Origin of the sequence: Panacibacter microcysteis (assembly GCF_015831355.1) — a bacterium.
GTDB classification, from domain to species: domain Bacteria; phylum Bacteroidota; class Bacteroidia; order Chitinophagales; family Chitinophagaceae; genus Panacibacter; species Panacibacter microcysteis.
This window is the reverse complement of sequence record NZ_JADWYR010000001.1, coordinates 1,540,079-1,554,430: the sequence shown is the minus strand read 5'-3', so window position 1 is coordinate 1,554,430 and position 14,352 is coordinate 1,540,079. Positions and strand designations below refer to the sequence as shown.

The window sequence follows — 14,352 nt, the reverse complement described above, 5'->3', positions numbered from 1 at the left end:
CGTACAAGAGTGCGACGCAACGATGTTTAATAGCCTTACTTAAGCCGGGCCCATAAAAAACTACACACTATATTTTCGCTTTCTTTGCCATGCATAAACAGCGCCAAACAAAAGTATTACAACTATTGGTACGGCAATATTTATTATCTGCCACATACTGCGCTGTTCCTGCGTTTTTTTCTTATCCAGCAGGCGCAGTGTAAAGTCTTTGTTCCGCGACTGGAAAATGCCGTTGTTACTTACGAGATAATCTATGCAGTTGAGAAAAAATTCACGGTTAGCAAAACGATAGTTTTCAAAAGGTATTTCGCCCATGGCCAGCGGACCGGTTGACTGGCTTACTGAATTTGTTACTATATCGGCATCGCTCATTACAATCTGCTTTGTGGGGCTTACAGAAGCCTTTGCAAAATTATTGCCCGCCGCCCTTGTTACAGAATCCTGTATTTCTTTTGTAAGCCTGTTTGCGTACAGGGATGTAAAGTTGCCTTCGAGCAATACGGCAACCGGTATGTGGCTTTTATTAAAAGTTTGAAAATCTGCATCGTCTTTTATACTGTTTAGCGTAACCATTGCCGGCGATGTTAACCTGCGGCTGTTGGTATCACTGGCAAGTAATACTGTTTTGGTTACACCCGGCGCATCTACCGTGTCTATACTCGAAGGAAAGATGGGCAATACCCTGTCGAGATTTTTAGATACGGGGTTATTGTTTACAGCATTTACAAAAGGGTAATAAGGCCAGGGAAAGCGCTGCATCTGCGGGCTGCCATCGGGGTTCTGGCCTACCACAATCGGTATCTTTGCGCAGTTAAGATCCTGCAGCAGGTCTCCGTTTATGCGTACGCCATATTTAAACAATATGTCGTCTATATTAAGGTTGCGATCGAAGGCAACAAAATCGCTCTGGCTGCGCATCAGGCTGTCCAGTTCTGCATATAATTTGTCCACGCACCAGATCACCTTTCCGCCATTCATTACATACTGGTCGATCTTGAGTTTGTCTTCATCTGTAAAAGGCTGTGTAGGTTTTACAATAAGCAATGCATCTATTTGTTTAGCATTTGGATAACCCTGCTTTAGATCGAAGATGGCCAGGCGGTAATCGTTCCGCAGGTTCTCGCCCAGGTCGTTAATGCGGTAATCAACCGGTTCGCCATTGCCAACAGCATACGCCACAACAGGAATATACGTGCGGGTTAGTTTATCAATGGCGTTGGCAAACTTAAATTCGAGCAACGCTTCTGCTGCATTCAGCGTTGCTTCTTTATCTTCCTGTGGCAGGTCGTTTACCACATTAAAGTTTTTAAAAACTTTGCGGCTGCTGCGCAGGTCAACTGCAAACGGCTTGCGGTTACCGTACGTAACCAAAGCGGAAGGAATAATGAGCTGGTTGGTTGCTTTATCACTTGCGGCAGAAACATGCTGCGTTTGTTCAAAAACCACCCCAAGGCGCGAAAGGCTGTCGTACAGGTATGTTTTTGCGCTGTCATCAAGACCTTCTCCGGGGCTTATATAACTTACCTGCACACGGTTGTTGCTGAGGTCGCGAAACTCATTGAGTATATCCTGCGTGGCAATATTGAGTTTTTTATAATCTGCAGGAAGGTCTCCGGTAAGGTATACCTGTATATCAATAACAGAATCGAGGTTGCTGAGCAGTTTCTTTGTGGGCTCAGTAAGGCTGAATCTTTTTTCAGCCGTAAGGTCTATACGATAGCTGAATAAAGAAGATACATAGGTAATAACCGGGAAGAGTGCCAGTATAATGATCCACCAATACCTGTGTTGTAAAATCTTGCTCATTTCTTGTTGTACGCTTTATTGACCGGCTTTTGTTCGTTGCCCGGCTTTGGTTGTGTAACTCACTTGTACGTTCGGTTCGCTATTCATCTTTGCGAAGCGTTTTTGTTTCGTTACCTGCACAAATGTGGGTGCATTGTGTAATTGTTTAACAGGCCGCCACACACAAATCTTTGCACATTGCGGCGGAACTGTATACTGAGTGTTGATACATATTCAACAGTACAAGAGTGCGACGCAACGGCAGTTACATGCTTATTCAACTGCCTGGCTCACCATTATCTTCTTGCCACATTACGCTGTGTAATGAGCAGGAAAATCAATATTACACCTGCGAAGTACAATATATCTCTTATATCTATTACCCCTTTGCTGATACTATTGTAATGAAATTTTATGCCGAGCATTTCTATAAAATAGTCTGCACCTGCTGCAAAGACAGGCAATTTGCTTACTGCCTCAAAACCTGTGAAAAGCAGAAAGCAAACAAAAGCGCCGCTTACAAACGCAACAATGGTATTATTGGTAAAACTGCTGGTGCATATGCCCACCGCGGTAAATACCGCACCCAGCATAAGCAACCCTATGTAGCTGCCAATAGTGCTGCCTGCATCTAAACCACCAACAGCGCTGAGTACCTGCAGGGAAAATGCGTAGATAACTGTTGGTACAAGTGTAAGTGCAACAATAAGCAATGCGCCAAAGAATTTGCCCCAAACAATCTGCGATGGTTTTAATGGCATTGTTTTGAGTAGCTCAAAGGTGCCGCCTTTGTATTCATCTGACAGGCTGCGCATGGTTACGGTAGGTACAAGGAAAAGTAATATCCACGGGGCAATCTCAAAAAAACCGTTGAGTGAAGCATAGCCAAAATCGAGCAGGCTGGTATCGGGAAATACGAACAACATGAGCCCGCAGAGCAACAGGAATACGATCATTGCTATATAACCTGAAAGAGAACTGAAAAACTGTCGCCATTCTTTTGTGCAGATCATCCACATGCATCAAAGCTATAAGAAATACACATTCAAAGTGTTGCTAATACCATAAAAAAGCCGGAGGTTTCATACTCCGGCAGTTTTGTATGTTCACTTACAACCCTTGCTTGTTACAGACACCTGCGGTGTCATTTTTATTCCACGGAATTAAGCCTGGCACCTTCTTTATACATTTCCCATGTGGGGCTTAATTCGCGCTGCTTATTTACAGCTGCAGTTATTTGCTCTATGGCAAACGCTACCTCTTCTGCCGTGGTAAAACGGCCCAGCCCGAAACGTAAGGATGCATGTGCTGTTTCATCTGTATTACCCAACGCCTTTAATACATAGCTGGGTTCCATAGAGGCAGAGGTGCATGCAGAACCTGTTGACAACGCCATGTATTTGCTAAAACTCATGATCAGCGCTTCGCCTTCTATATACTTAAATGAAATGTTTGACAGGTGCGGCAGACGTTGTTCTTTGTGGCCATTTAACTGCGTGGCTTCCAGGCCGAGCAATGCATCTTCCAGATTATCCCTTAATGCTTTTAAGCGTTTACTTTCTTCACCCATTTCCAGCCTGCAGAGCTCACAGGCTTTACCAAGCCCTACAATACCCGGCACGTTGAGTGTACCACTGCGCATGCCCCGCTCGTGCCCGCCGCCATCCATTTGCGCAGTAAGCCTTACACGCGGGCTCTTCCTGCGCACATATAAGGCGCCAACACCTTTGGGCCCGTAAATCTTGTGTGCGGAAAAAGCCATTATGTCTATACCATCTTCCTGCACATTTACCGGAATTTTGCCCACAGCCTGTGTGGCATCTGTAAAAAATAGTACGCCATGTTTCCTGGCAATTGCACTTATTTCCTTTACGGGTTGCAATACACCAATCTCGTTGTTGGCATACATGATTGCAATAAGGATTGTTTCAGGCCTTATGGCGGCTTCCAGTTCTGCAGGGTCAATCAGTCCATCTTCGTGTACCGGCAGGCAGGTTACGGAAGCTCCAAGTTTTTCCAGGTGGTTACAGGTATCTAATACGGCCTTGTGTTCTGTAACGCAGGTAATAATGTGATTGCCTTTGCCGGCATACATTTCAAAGACACCCTTTATTGCAAGGTTGTCTGACTCGGTAGCGCCGCTGGTAAAAATGATTTCTTTCGTTTCTGCACCCACCAGTTTTGCCACCTGTTCACGTGCGTAGTCAACTGCTTCTTCCGCTTCCCACCCAAATGCATGGTTGCGACTGGCAGCATTACCAAAATGTTGCGTAAAGTATGGCAACATGGCCTCAAGCACCCTGGGATCGACAGGTGTGGTAGCATTATAATCCAGGTATACAGGCAACTTTAGCATGCGAAGAATTTGTTTGTACGTCTTGTAACAAATTTATGCCAAATGGTTCTACTTTTAGTTCCGGCAGGGTTTTACAAAACCTATTTACGTATATCGAAAACCACTTTAACATGTTAAGAGCAGAACACATTGGCATTGCAGTAAAAGACCTTTCTATATCTATTCCGTTGTTCGAAAAGTTGTTAAATACCCCCTGTTATAAAATGGAATCTGTGGAAAGTGAAAAAGTAAACACTGCTTTCTTTCAAAAAGGGGAGACAAAAATTGAACTATTGGAAAGCCCGGATGAGAACAGCGTAATTGCGAAATTTATTGAACGAAAGGGGGAAGGGATGCACCATATAGCTTTTGAAGTGGAAAACATAGAGAAGGAAATAAAACGCCTGATGGCCGAGGGTTTCCAGGTGCTGAATGAAGTACCCAGAAAGGGCGCAGACAATAAGCTTGTTTGCTTTCTGCACCCCAAAGGCACAAATGGTGTATTAATAGAACTTTGCCAGGGTATACAGTAACGTTTATTTTTTCTGGCCCAGTTGCAGGTATTGCTGCAGCGCTTTTACATATTCTTCAAAAGCAGTAATGCCCTGCGGCGTTATTTTACACGTGGTTTTAGGATAGTTATCCTTAAATTCTTTGATGACTTCAATATAGCCTGCTTCTTTTAATTTCTGCACCTGCACACTCAGGTTACCCGCTGTTGCATTCGTCTTTTCTTTAATGAATGTAAAGTCGGCCTCCTTTACGCTGATGAGTAAACTCATAACCGCCAGTCTTAGCTGAGAATGCAATATGGGATCCAGTTCTTTAAACATCCGCTTTAATTTTCATCTGCGATTAAACCTACGCCCGGGCAACCATCTTTTGTTGTTTTCTAAACATGCTATTTAAAATAAAACCCGGAATAACCCATACCAGCAGCGCGGCACCGCCAAGCAGCAGGTAAATATTGGCGTTTTGCACAAAGAATGAAAAAGCCGCCAACAGCCACGTAATGATCGCTGCCACTATGTGATACCGGAACTTCGACAAAGCACCGGTAAGAAAGGCCGCCAGGCCTGTAAGAATAAGTACAAAGGAAATTATTGCATAGTTATAGCCCGCAAAGGCCGCTGTAAAACTGGTAAACACTGCAAGAAAATAACCCACCCATACATAATCAATAGCCTCATCGGTAAAAGTTTTTGCCTGCTTCTTTTTTTCTTCCTTTACCTGTATAAAAGACTGCACAAAAAATACTGGTATAAGCATGTAAAAAGGATGAAACGGAAAGGTGATCATTTGCGCATCTCTCAGCCATGCCAGTATGCTGCAGGCAATAATACTGAAACCATAAACCAGTGCACCAATACCACTTTCATAAAAATAACCTTTGGCTTCATGTATCATACGATTGATAAGCTGCAGGCTTTCCTGGTTACTAAGTTGTTTTTCCTGTGCCATAGTTATGCATTTTGTTTATTGTACTTCGCTTTTAGTAAATAACCGGGAATGATCCACGCAACAAGCATGGCCACCGGCAACATTAAAAACTGGTAGTCGTAGATTTCTATGAAAGTCGTTACTACAGAAAGCACCCAACAGCTTACGGCACCAACAATAAGTGGTGTAAACCGCATGATAATACCTGTAAGAAACACGGGCATGCCATACAGTGCAAGCAAAATGGGATTGATATGATAAAAATAATCGCCGCCCAGTAACCTGCCCAGCAAAAAACCCAGCAGGAAAAGCATGATGATAAAGGTGATCCATACATAGCTGATGATGTAGTCTGTATATGTGCGGACTGTTTGTGTCCTTGCTTTTTTACGCATGTACAATACATGGTATGCCAGTACCAGCCAGGAGCACATCCATACCATATAATGTTTGGGGTACTGGTAAAAATGCAGCAACACAAATTGTACAAGACTTAGTATAAACACAGCCCAGCCCCAAACCAGGTACATAAAGCCACGTTCGGCAAAATTGTCTTTTGCACGGTTGATGATACTTTCAATCAGTTGCAGACTTTGTTGCGGAGTAAACTCCTGGTCACCTTGCGCCATCATAGAAATATGTATGTGTTGAAATGAAAACAGGAGCAATTGTAACAGTATTGCCCCTGCATGGTTTTACTGGCATTGTGCCAATGCCTGCACAGCCTGCTCTTTGCCCCAATGCGGGTACAATGGTTTTGGTTGTTCTGCATTATACAGGTCTACTGCTTTTTGCAATACAGGTTTTGCTTTTGCCTTACCACCGCCAAATTGCTCAGGTGTGTTAAAAATGCTCATACCCTGCAGGTAATAAAGTCTTGGGTTATTAGGGTCTAGCTGTATACCCTTGTCAAGTGCAGCCGAAGCTTCCTGGCCGTACGTCATCCAGCGGCTTTGCGGGTCTACAATCATTTGCTGTGTGGCAGCCATATTGCGCAGCGCATATATTTCCGCATTTTTCTCTATGGCTTCGGCCTTATCGCACAGTGTCTTTATTTTGGCGGCGTTTGCATCTTTATCTGCTGTTTGATCTACCCAGCCGAGTGTGGCATAAGCCAGGCCGGCATAATAAAAAGGCAGCCACTGTGTTTTTTCTGCATCGCCAATGCGCTCAAAAGATGCAGCGGCTGTTTGAAATTCCAGCGCGGTTTTGGCGCTGTCTAAAGCTGTAATGGATTTTTTCATAGCAGCTTCGTACTTGTCGCTTTGCGCCATTACCGATGCTGAAGCCAGCAGCAAAAAAGAAAAGATCATTTTTTTCATGGTGTAATAATTATAAGATGTATGTTTTTGTTTACAAACTTTTTGTTCTTTGGGCATCGCCTGTTGTGTCACTCCCTTGTACGTTCTGTTCATTGTGCAGCATTGCGAAGCGCTGCTGCCGACCTTACACTGGCGCCGGCAGCATCTCCGTGCTGATGTGCATTCGACAGTACAAGAGTGCGACGCAACGGAAGCCTCATAGTAATACAACTGCCGGGCCCATCATTTTTCTTTTACAGGTTATTGTTGATGGCATCCTGTGTTCTGTCTACACCCCAGCTAAAAAATGCACCCACAAAAAAGAACCTTTTGGCGGGCGGTGTAATGGGAACTTTGTTGGAGCCATCCAGCGAATAATTGTACCCGTAAACCTGGTTTGCACCAAGCACATTTGTAATACTGGCCACCAATACCCAAAAGACCTTTGGTTTTGTTTTACCAATACTGGGCACATAATTCATGCTAAAACCAAGGTTGTGATAATCTTTGGTTTTACCCTGGTCTGCAATGACAAACTTATTGCCGGCCGGGTTGTACTGAAAATTATAATATGGCCTGCCGGTGGCATAACTGTACGTAAAGTTGAAACCCGTTTTCCAGTCTATCACGAATCTTTTTACCACGAGCGATGCTGTATGGTTAGCCGCAAAATCTGGTTGCAATTGCTGCGGATACCTCATGAACTGGCGCTTTGTATCCAGGTAAGAATAACTTACCCAGTAGTCGAGGTTCTTTATGGTTTTTTTGTCGCGAAAGAAAAGTTCGATGCCCTTTGCATAACCATCGCCGACATTGGTGTACATATTGAAGAAATAAGAAACCGGCTGATATTTTACGAGGTTTGCGTATTGTTTGTAAAAGCCTTCTATGCGAAAAATTCTGTCGTTGGTCGTTTTCTGGTAATTGAGAATGTAGTGCGTAGCTTTTGTGTAGCCCAGCGCCGTTGTATACACCAGCTCGTTATATTCCGGTTTTTGGTAAAAGATACCATATGCTGCAGAGAATTGCCCGCCCTTACCCACTTTGTACGCCAATGAAATACGCGGTGCAATGTTCGCTTTGTTTATAATGGAAGAATGCTCGAACCGGCCACCAACTTTTGCTGCAAGATCGTTTGTTATATAAATGTCTGTTTCTGCAAAAACTGCTGCATAATTATCATGCAGGTTGCTTACAAAAGAGTCGTTGAAATTGGTGTTGTATGTACCATACATATATTCTCCGCCAAAGCGTATGGTGCTTATTCCAAAAAGTTTTTTGTCAAATACCGCCCTTACCTGCGAAAGTTCCTGCCTGTTTTTAATAACAAAGTTTTTACCGAAAGACCAGAACTGGTCATCAATTTTTGCCGGTTTGTTTTGCTGGTCCTGCAATTCCTGGGTAAGGTCGTCTGTATTTGTGCTAAAACCAGCGCCCAGGTTCATCTTCCAGCCATTACCGAGATTTTCACGCCAGCTAAGGTTGTTATACCAGTTCAGGTTTTTTAGACCGAATGCAGCTTTGAGGGAAAGACTGTCTATATCTGGTCTCCTCAGGCCAAGATCGCTGTGTGCAAAGGTGGTATAGTATTTAACCATACCGCCACGTTTGGTTTTAAAACGAAAGTTGGCATCTGCATTATGAAATTGAGGCATTTTAAAGTAGTCGGGCGTTTGTTTAACAATCTTGAAGTAACCGACAAGGTTTACATAGTTATAGTTTACACCCCAGGACGAGGTCTTTTTGCTGTTTAGTTGCTGCAACCCGCCGCCTAAAATGATCGGAGAGATGGATAAACTGGCAGTAGATTGTTCGGGCAGGTCTATAGATTCGAGAATAAGTGCTGAAGACAATGCCTGGCCATACAATGCTGAATAACCACCTGTACTAAAAACTGTTCCCTTAAAAAGAAACGGGGAAAAACGGCCGCGGCCGGCAATATCGGGCACACTGGTATAAAAGGGGTTATTAACAAGGGTGCCGTCTATAAACTGTTTGGTTTCTGAGCCGGTGCCACCACGTACAAAAAGCCCTTCCCTTTCACCGATCTGTTGTGCACCGGGTAATGTTTTTACCGCAGCGGTAATATCTGCGTTGCCGCCGCCGACTGTTACCACATCGAGCGAGGTTAACACAGTCGCTGCTCTTTTATTATCACCGGCAGCAAAGGACCCAGCGGTTACTGTAACCGCTTTCAGTTCATTCAGTTCTTCTTTTAATACGAAATCGATGGTAAGTGCCGTGGCCGCAATTGTGACGTTTTGCTCTACAGTTTTGTAGCCTGCACATGTTACCATCAGCACAAAGTTTCCTTTCTCTGTAGTTGTAAAATGGTAAGTGCCGGCAGAGTCTGCAACGGCCCCGTCGTATGTATCCTTAAGGGAAATGCTTGCAGCCAATACAGGTCTTCCACGATTGTCTTTTATTTTACCGCTGACCATAACCTGGGCTTTGGCAGTATGAAAAAGTAATAGGGTGCACATTATAAAGAAAGGTCTCATAAATATGTTTTGATGCCACAAACATAAAGTAGTTTATTTTATAAACCAAATATTTGCAGCGAATCCATATTTGAATTGTGTCATGAAAAATGTGGAAAGAGGATAGTTGCTTTAGTTGTCACGGGGAATATACTACACACTATTGCCTGAGATAAAACCAGGAATTGCTTTTACCTTCCAGGGCATCTGTGTAATTAACGGAGCCTAACCTGAATTTGAAGGGCACTTTCAGCATTTTCTGTGCCTGAATTTCCTTTTTGCAAAAATAACCCACATTTAATGCGTAAAAATTACCCGGCAATACACGTATTGGAATGATTTTTATATCCTCTTTTGACACTTTGATAGCATGAAATATGCTATCATTGCGCCGCTGCCCTTTTGCAGTGTATGCGACGAATAGTAAGCCAAAAAATAAGAAACAAATTTGCTTCACGTTTATGTTAAGTGTATTTGTGTGTAAATTTACGGCATTACAGAGACTATAGATTTCCATTAAAATTCAATTTAGATTTAAAAGTATAACGCAGGCGAGAGCAGGAGAGTTTTTAACCTATGGCATTAAGTCAATCACTACAGCAGAAACTACTACAAAAATTGTCCCCCCAGCAAATTCAGCTTATGAAGTTGCTGCAGGTGCCTACTGCCCATTTGGAAGAGCGCATTAAAGAAGAACTGGAAGAAAATCCCGCACTGGAACAGGGCGAAGAAGAACACGATGAAGACTTTGACAGTGAATTAAACCTGGACAACGCTGATAATTATGATGAAGCAGATGAAAGCAGTGATATGGATGGCAGCGAGTCTGAATACGAAAACATCGATATCAGCGAGTATGTTTCAGACGGAGACGATGAAATAGCAGACTACCGCACCAGGGACGATAATTATCCTGAAATGGATGATCAGAAAACCCTGCCATATAAAATAGAAACATCATTCCACGAGGCATTGCTGGACCAGTTGGGTATGCTTTCCTTAGACGAAAAAAGTTTTAAGATCGCAGAACAGGTGGTAGGCAGCATTGACGACGACGGCTACCTGAGACGCGAAATTTCTTCCATTGCAGATGATCTTGCCTTCCGGCAGAATGTTGATGCAACAGAAGAGGAAATAAACGAAATTATCCGCAAGATCCAGCAATTTGACCCGCCCGGTATTTGCGCAAGGGATTTACGCGAATGTCTTTTACTACAGCTTAACCGGCACCTGCTGGAGGGCAAAGATGTAGCACTGGCTATACAGGTGCTCGACAAATACTTTGAAGAATTTACCAAAAAGCACTACGAAAAAATTCAACGTGGGCTCAACCTTACCGATGAAGATCTCAAAAACGTTATAAATTCTATCATTCGCCTGAATCCAAAACCAGGCGGAAATATGGGCGAGATCAACAAAGCGGAAAGCTACATTGTTCCCGACTTTTTCATCCTGAATAATAACGGCAAACTCGAGCTTACGCTTAACAGCCGTAATGCCCCGGATCTGCGCATCAGCGAAGGTTACAGGGATATGCTGAAAGAATACGACCGTGGCAGTAAAAAAGATAAACGGCAGAAAGAAGCTGTATTATTTATAAAGCAGAAGATCGATTCAGCGCGTTGGTTTATTGACATGATCAAGCAGCGCCAGCATACATTGCTCAGTACCATGAGTGCTATCATGAATTACCAGCATGATTTCTTTTTAACCGGCGACCAGACGAACCTGAAGCCAATGATCCTGAAAGACATTGCAGAAATTACCGGTTTGGATATTTCTACGGTAAGCCGCGTAGCCAACAGCAAATTTGTGCAGACAGAATTTGGTACATACCGCCTTAAATTCTTTTTCAGCGAGTCTCTAAGTACAGACAGTGGCGAAGAAGTAAGTACAAGAGAAGTGAAGAAAATCCTGAGCGATCTTATTGAAGGCGAAGACAAGAAAAAGCCTTTGAGCGATGAGCGCCTGACAGAACTTTTGCAGGAAAAAGGCTATAACATAGCCCGCCGTACGGTGGCAAAATACCGAGAACAACTTAACATTCCGGTAGCACGACTAAGAAAAGAATTATAAGCTTTATTTTGCAGGCATGCAAGCATTATCCGCGGATCATCAGCCGGCCTATTTACGTGTTCCGGCCAAATTATTATCGTATATTTTTCATCCGTTGTTTTTACCAACGTATGTCTTTTTTTGGGTACTGCTCCGGTTTCCATACGAGTTTGCAGGCATTACACCAATGGCGTTATTCGCCAGGAAAATTACGGTATTCTGGATGACAGCCTTCTTCCCGGCATTTTCCGTATTTCTTTTATGGCGGCTAAAGTTTATTGAAAGCATCATGCTGCGGTCACAGAAAGAGCGCATGGCACCATACATCATCACTATGATCTTCTACTGGTGGATGTGGTACCTCAGCAGAAATTTTACAGACCAGCCCGAAGTGTTACGTTTCTTTTTTCTATCTATCTTCTTTGCAACCATTGCAGGCCTCATCCTCAACAGCTTTTTTAAGATTAGCATGCACGGTATGGGCGTAGGCGGCCTCCTGGCATTCGTTATTGTAACCAATTTTTTTTACCAGGCCTATTTTGGTGCAGACCTCGCTATTGTAACAATCATTACAGGACTTGTATGCACTGCGCGTCTTGTATTGGGAGAGCATAATAATTTCGAGGTATATGCTGGTCTGCTCATAGGCATATTGTGCCAGTTACTCGCTTTTTATTTTTCTGCGTAATATTTTTGTAGCCCGGCAGAAGCATATCTATGAAGCTTCCGTTGCGTCGCACTCTTGTGCTGCAACAAGCCTGTTCGGCTGTGCGAAGACCGGAGCGAACAAAGAAATAGAAACCATCAGGAAATTTCTGCCAGAACAATTATGGCATGGTTACATAATGCTTCAAATTCAACTTCCTGTACTTTCCAAAAAGCCAGGCCATCCCCGGCATGTAACAAACGGTTTTGTACTTCAAAAGCACCTCTGAGCACAAAGGCGAAAACGTTGCCACTGCTGCCTGACGTATAAACACCTTCAGACCTTCCATTAAACAACCCGATTGACAATACCACAGATTTGTGATCGAAGATTTTGCACAGTATACCCGGTTGCTGCCGCAGGTAAAAGCCTGCCAGCTGTTGTGCGTTATTGTGCTGATCATGTTTCGCCGCCACCCATATATGCAGGTAACTCACGGTTTCTTTCACCAACGGATTTTGAAAAGTAACTGTTGTGCCTTTGTACACGCTTACCAGGCAGGCTTCGCCTGCCCTGAGCAACACTTCACCAGTGGAAGTAATACATGCTATTTTCCCCGCAAGCGGTATTACTACTACAACAGCGTTTTGCGGCACCTCTACTGAAGTTTGTTTAACTGCAGCAAGGGTATCTTCGTTAAACCCGTAAAGAGTTTCGAAAGGCGCTTTGTATTGGTTTGTATAAGCGCCGAAATTGAATGTATTGCAAGTTCTAAACCAGTCAGATTCAAAATGGCCACGTTCTTCTGATAAAAATATTTTTGCCTGCACCTGCTTCATGATGACATCGTTTTAATTGAGTAAATACTTAAAAATGGCTGCAGGCTGAATTGCTCCGTCAGCATTTCTGCCTCCATGTTGGCTGCTTCGGTAACAGGCGCAACAATTAACTGGCTGCCCACCGTTGTATACCATAAAAGCGGTTCTGAATAAAAGTTAACCGCAACCTGGTGTTTGCTTTTATCACGTGTATTGGAATTGATGATTTCAAACCTGAAATGTTTGAACGTTAAAAACGTTTTACCCGCGTTATTTAAAACATCAGGAACTTTTTCGTTTAACTGTTTAAGATAGCCGGTGACAGCAGTACTTACAAGAAAGTGAAGTTTGTCTGCTCCCGTAACCTGTTGGACAACTGTACTAAAATCTGTGTATTTATTTTGCTGGTTATATAACTGGAACTGCATTAAAAACTCGCTGTAGGAAGCATCGAACACCAGTTTATCCCACGGCTTTTGAGCTGTTGCATCAATAATTTTCCGGTAACACAACCTTATGATCGTTCTTTCCATATATCTGTGCGCTTTTATAGCCTGGAACAGTTGCCATACTAACCTTACGATGAAGTGATTGCGACGCAACAGGCGATGCCATGAAATACTGTTGCCGGTATTACAAACAAACTAACCTGCCACATAAACAGTGTGTGTAAGTGTATATCCTTCGCTGATACTTCCGGCAATTGTGGCGAGTTCCTGGTCTAAAGAATCTGAAAAAATGTTGTCAGCCGCATTGCTTGTGTCTTGTGTGCCTTTGGTGTAACCGTAAAGCTGCGCGGTGGTGTAGACGGTTTTTGTTACATCTTCAGGAAAGGCGATCTGCGTTACAAGCAATGACGTGCCTGATGTATTGTAGACATGCACGTGTATATGCGGCGCACGACCAGCATACCAGCCAGGAAATACAGACGTAAACGTTACAAGACCATCGGTACCTGTTGTTTGACGGCCGCGTAAAAAGTTCACATTGGTGTAATCTACGCTTTGCATACCTGTACCACCATATTCGGAATAATAACCATCTTTATCGCAGTGCCATATATCTACAATGGCATTCTGCAATGCCGTGCAGCTATTGTTGGTATTGAGTATTGTGATGTTTACGGAGAGCACAACACCGGTTCTGTCGTCTCTTATATCTGAGCGTACAAGAGAAGACGGTGTTTTTGTAGGGAACGGCCCCGCTGTTTCTGTAGGTGAAACAGTACAATCACCGGTTGCAGACGATCCACCTGTGTCATCATTGCCGGATGGTGAAGTAACATCTTCTTTTGAACAGGCCAGTGGTACAATGCTTACGAGGCCTAATGCGGCAAAACCGTTTCTTAAAAAATCTTTGCGTTGCATAACTGAAATTTTGATGTGATGTAAGCGTAGATGTGCTGCGATGGTCTTTGATTTTTAGTGCTGATATTTTGCACTACAAATTTTCACCAATTGAAAGGGCGGGAAAAAAATATGCGGTAAAGGAT

General features: G+C 43.4%; 15 protein-coding genes. 3 read left to right on the top strand and 12 right to left on the bottom strand.

Translation table 11 applies throughout. The features are described from left to right. Positions 1-60 precede the first annotated feature (60 nt). The 3 genes from gldG to I5907_RS06310 all read right to left on the bottom strand — a co-directional run bounded on the left by gldG (position 61) and on the right by I5907_RS06310 (position 4,141). Positions 61-1,806 carry a gliding motility-associated ABC transporter substrate-binding protein GldG gene (gene gldG / locus I5907_RS06320; RefSeq protein ID WP_196989869.1) on the bottom strand — a complete coding sequence of 582 codons (1,746 nt, stop codon included), beginning with the start codon at positions 1,804-1,806 and terminating at the stop codon, positions 61-63. A 275-nt stretch (positions 1,807-2,081) separates the two neighbouring features. Continuing rightward, complete coding sequence (locus tag I5907_RS06315; protein WP_196989868.1) at positions 2,082-2,804, bottom strand: ABC transporter permease subunit; 723 nt, start codon at positions 2,802-2,804, stop codon at positions 2,082-2,084. A 131-nt stretch (positions 2,805-2,935) separates the two neighbouring features. Continuing rightward, positions 2,936-4,141, bottom strand: a complete 1,206-nt coding sequence (locus tag I5907_RS06310) for an IscS subfamily cysteine desulfurase (RefSeq protein ID WP_196989867.1) — start codon at positions 4,139-4,141, stop codon at positions 2,936-2,938. Positions 4,142-4,251: 110 nt separating this feature from the next. Between I5907_RS06310 and mce the strand changes: the two genes are divergently transcribed. Beyond that, the gene (gene mce, locus I5907_RS06305; protein WP_196989866.1) at positions 4,252-4,653 is read left to right on the top strand and encodes a methylmalonyl-CoA epimerase; all 402 of its coding nucleotides are present in this window, start codon (positions 4,252-4,254) and stop codon (positions 4,651-4,653) included. A gap of 3 nt (positions 4,654-4,656) precedes the next feature. Here the strand turns inward: mce and I5907_RS06300 are convergent, their stop codons facing one another. The 6 genes from I5907_RS06300 to I5907_RS06275 form a co-directional block, all read right to left on the bottom strand. After that, positions 4,657-4,953, bottom strand: a complete 297-nt coding sequence (locus tag I5907_RS06300; RefSeq protein ID WP_196989865.1) for a winged helix-turn-helix domain-containing protein — start codon at positions 4,951-4,953, stop codon at positions 4,657-4,659. 28 nt (positions 4,954-4,981) lie between these two features. After that, complete coding sequence (locus I5907_RS06295; protein ID WP_196989864.1) at positions 4,982-5,581, bottom strand: hypothetical protein; 600 nt, start codon at positions 5,579-5,581, stop codon at positions 4,982-4,984. A gap of 2 nt (positions 5,582-5,583) precedes the next feature. After that, positions 5,584-6,192 (bottom strand): hypothetical protein, encoded by a 609-nt coding sequence (locus I5907_RS06290; RefSeq protein ID WP_196989863.1) that lies wholly within the window; start codon positions 6,190-6,192, stop codon positions 5,584-5,586. Positions 6,193-6,255: 63 nt separating this feature from the next. Next, entirely contained in the window at positions 6,256-6,882 is a 627-nt protein-coding gene (locus I5907_RS06285) for a hypothetical protein (protein ID WP_196989862.1), read from the bottom strand. A gap of 233 nt (positions 6,883-7,115) precedes the next feature. Further along, a complete protein-coding gene (locus tag I5907_RS06280; RefSeq protein WP_196989861.1) occupies positions 7,116-9,362 on the bottom strand; it encodes a TonB-dependent receptor in 2,247 nt (748 codons plus the stop codon). Positions 9,363-9,501: 139 nt separating this feature from the next. After that, entirely contained in the window at positions 9,502-9,798 is a 297-nt protein-coding gene (locus tag I5907_RS06275; RefSeq protein WP_196989860.1) for a hypothetical protein, read from the bottom strand. 185 nt (positions 9,799-9,983) lie between these two features. Here I5907_RS06275 and rpoN point away from each other — a divergent pair, with 185 nt between their 5' ends. Together rpoN and I5907_RS06265 are read left to right on the top strand one after the other, a co-directional pair. Then, positions 9,984-11,417 (top strand): RNA polymerase factor sigma-54, encoded by a 1,434-nt coding sequence (gene rpoN, locus I5907_RS06270; RefSeq protein ID WP_231401983.1) that lies wholly within the window; start codon positions 9,984-9,986, stop codon positions 11,415-11,417. A 16-nt stretch (positions 11,418-11,433) separates the two neighbouring features. Next, on the top strand, positions 11,434-12,084 hold the full coding sequence (locus I5907_RS06265) for a hypothetical protein (RefSeq protein WP_196989858.1): 651 nt from the start codon (positions 11,434-11,436) through the stop codon (positions 12,082-12,084). 116 nt (positions 12,085-12,200) lie between these two features. Here the strand turns inward: I5907_RS06265 and I5907_RS06260 are convergent, their stop codons facing one another. From I5907_RS06260 to I5907_RS06250, 3 genes are all read right to left on the bottom strand, one after another. Beyond that, positions 12,201-12,881 (bottom strand): pirin family protein, encoded by a 681-nt coding sequence (locus I5907_RS06260; RefSeq protein WP_196989857.1) that lies wholly within the window; start codon positions 12,879-12,881, stop codon positions 12,201-12,203. Then, complete coding sequence (locus I5907_RS06255) at positions 12,878-13,393, bottom strand: hypothetical protein (protein ID WP_196989856.1); 516 nt, start codon at positions 13,391-13,393, stop codon at positions 12,878-12,880. Before I5907_RS06255 ends, I5907_RS06260 begins: the two co-directional genes overlap by 4 nt. A gap of 111 nt (positions 13,394-13,504) precedes the next feature. Continuing rightward, positions 13,505-14,227, bottom strand: a complete 723-nt coding sequence (locus tag I5907_RS06250) for a dioxygenase family protein (RefSeq protein ID WP_196989855.1) — start codon at positions 14,225-14,227, stop codon at positions 13,505-13,507. Positions 14,228-14,352: the final 125 nt, after the last annotated feature.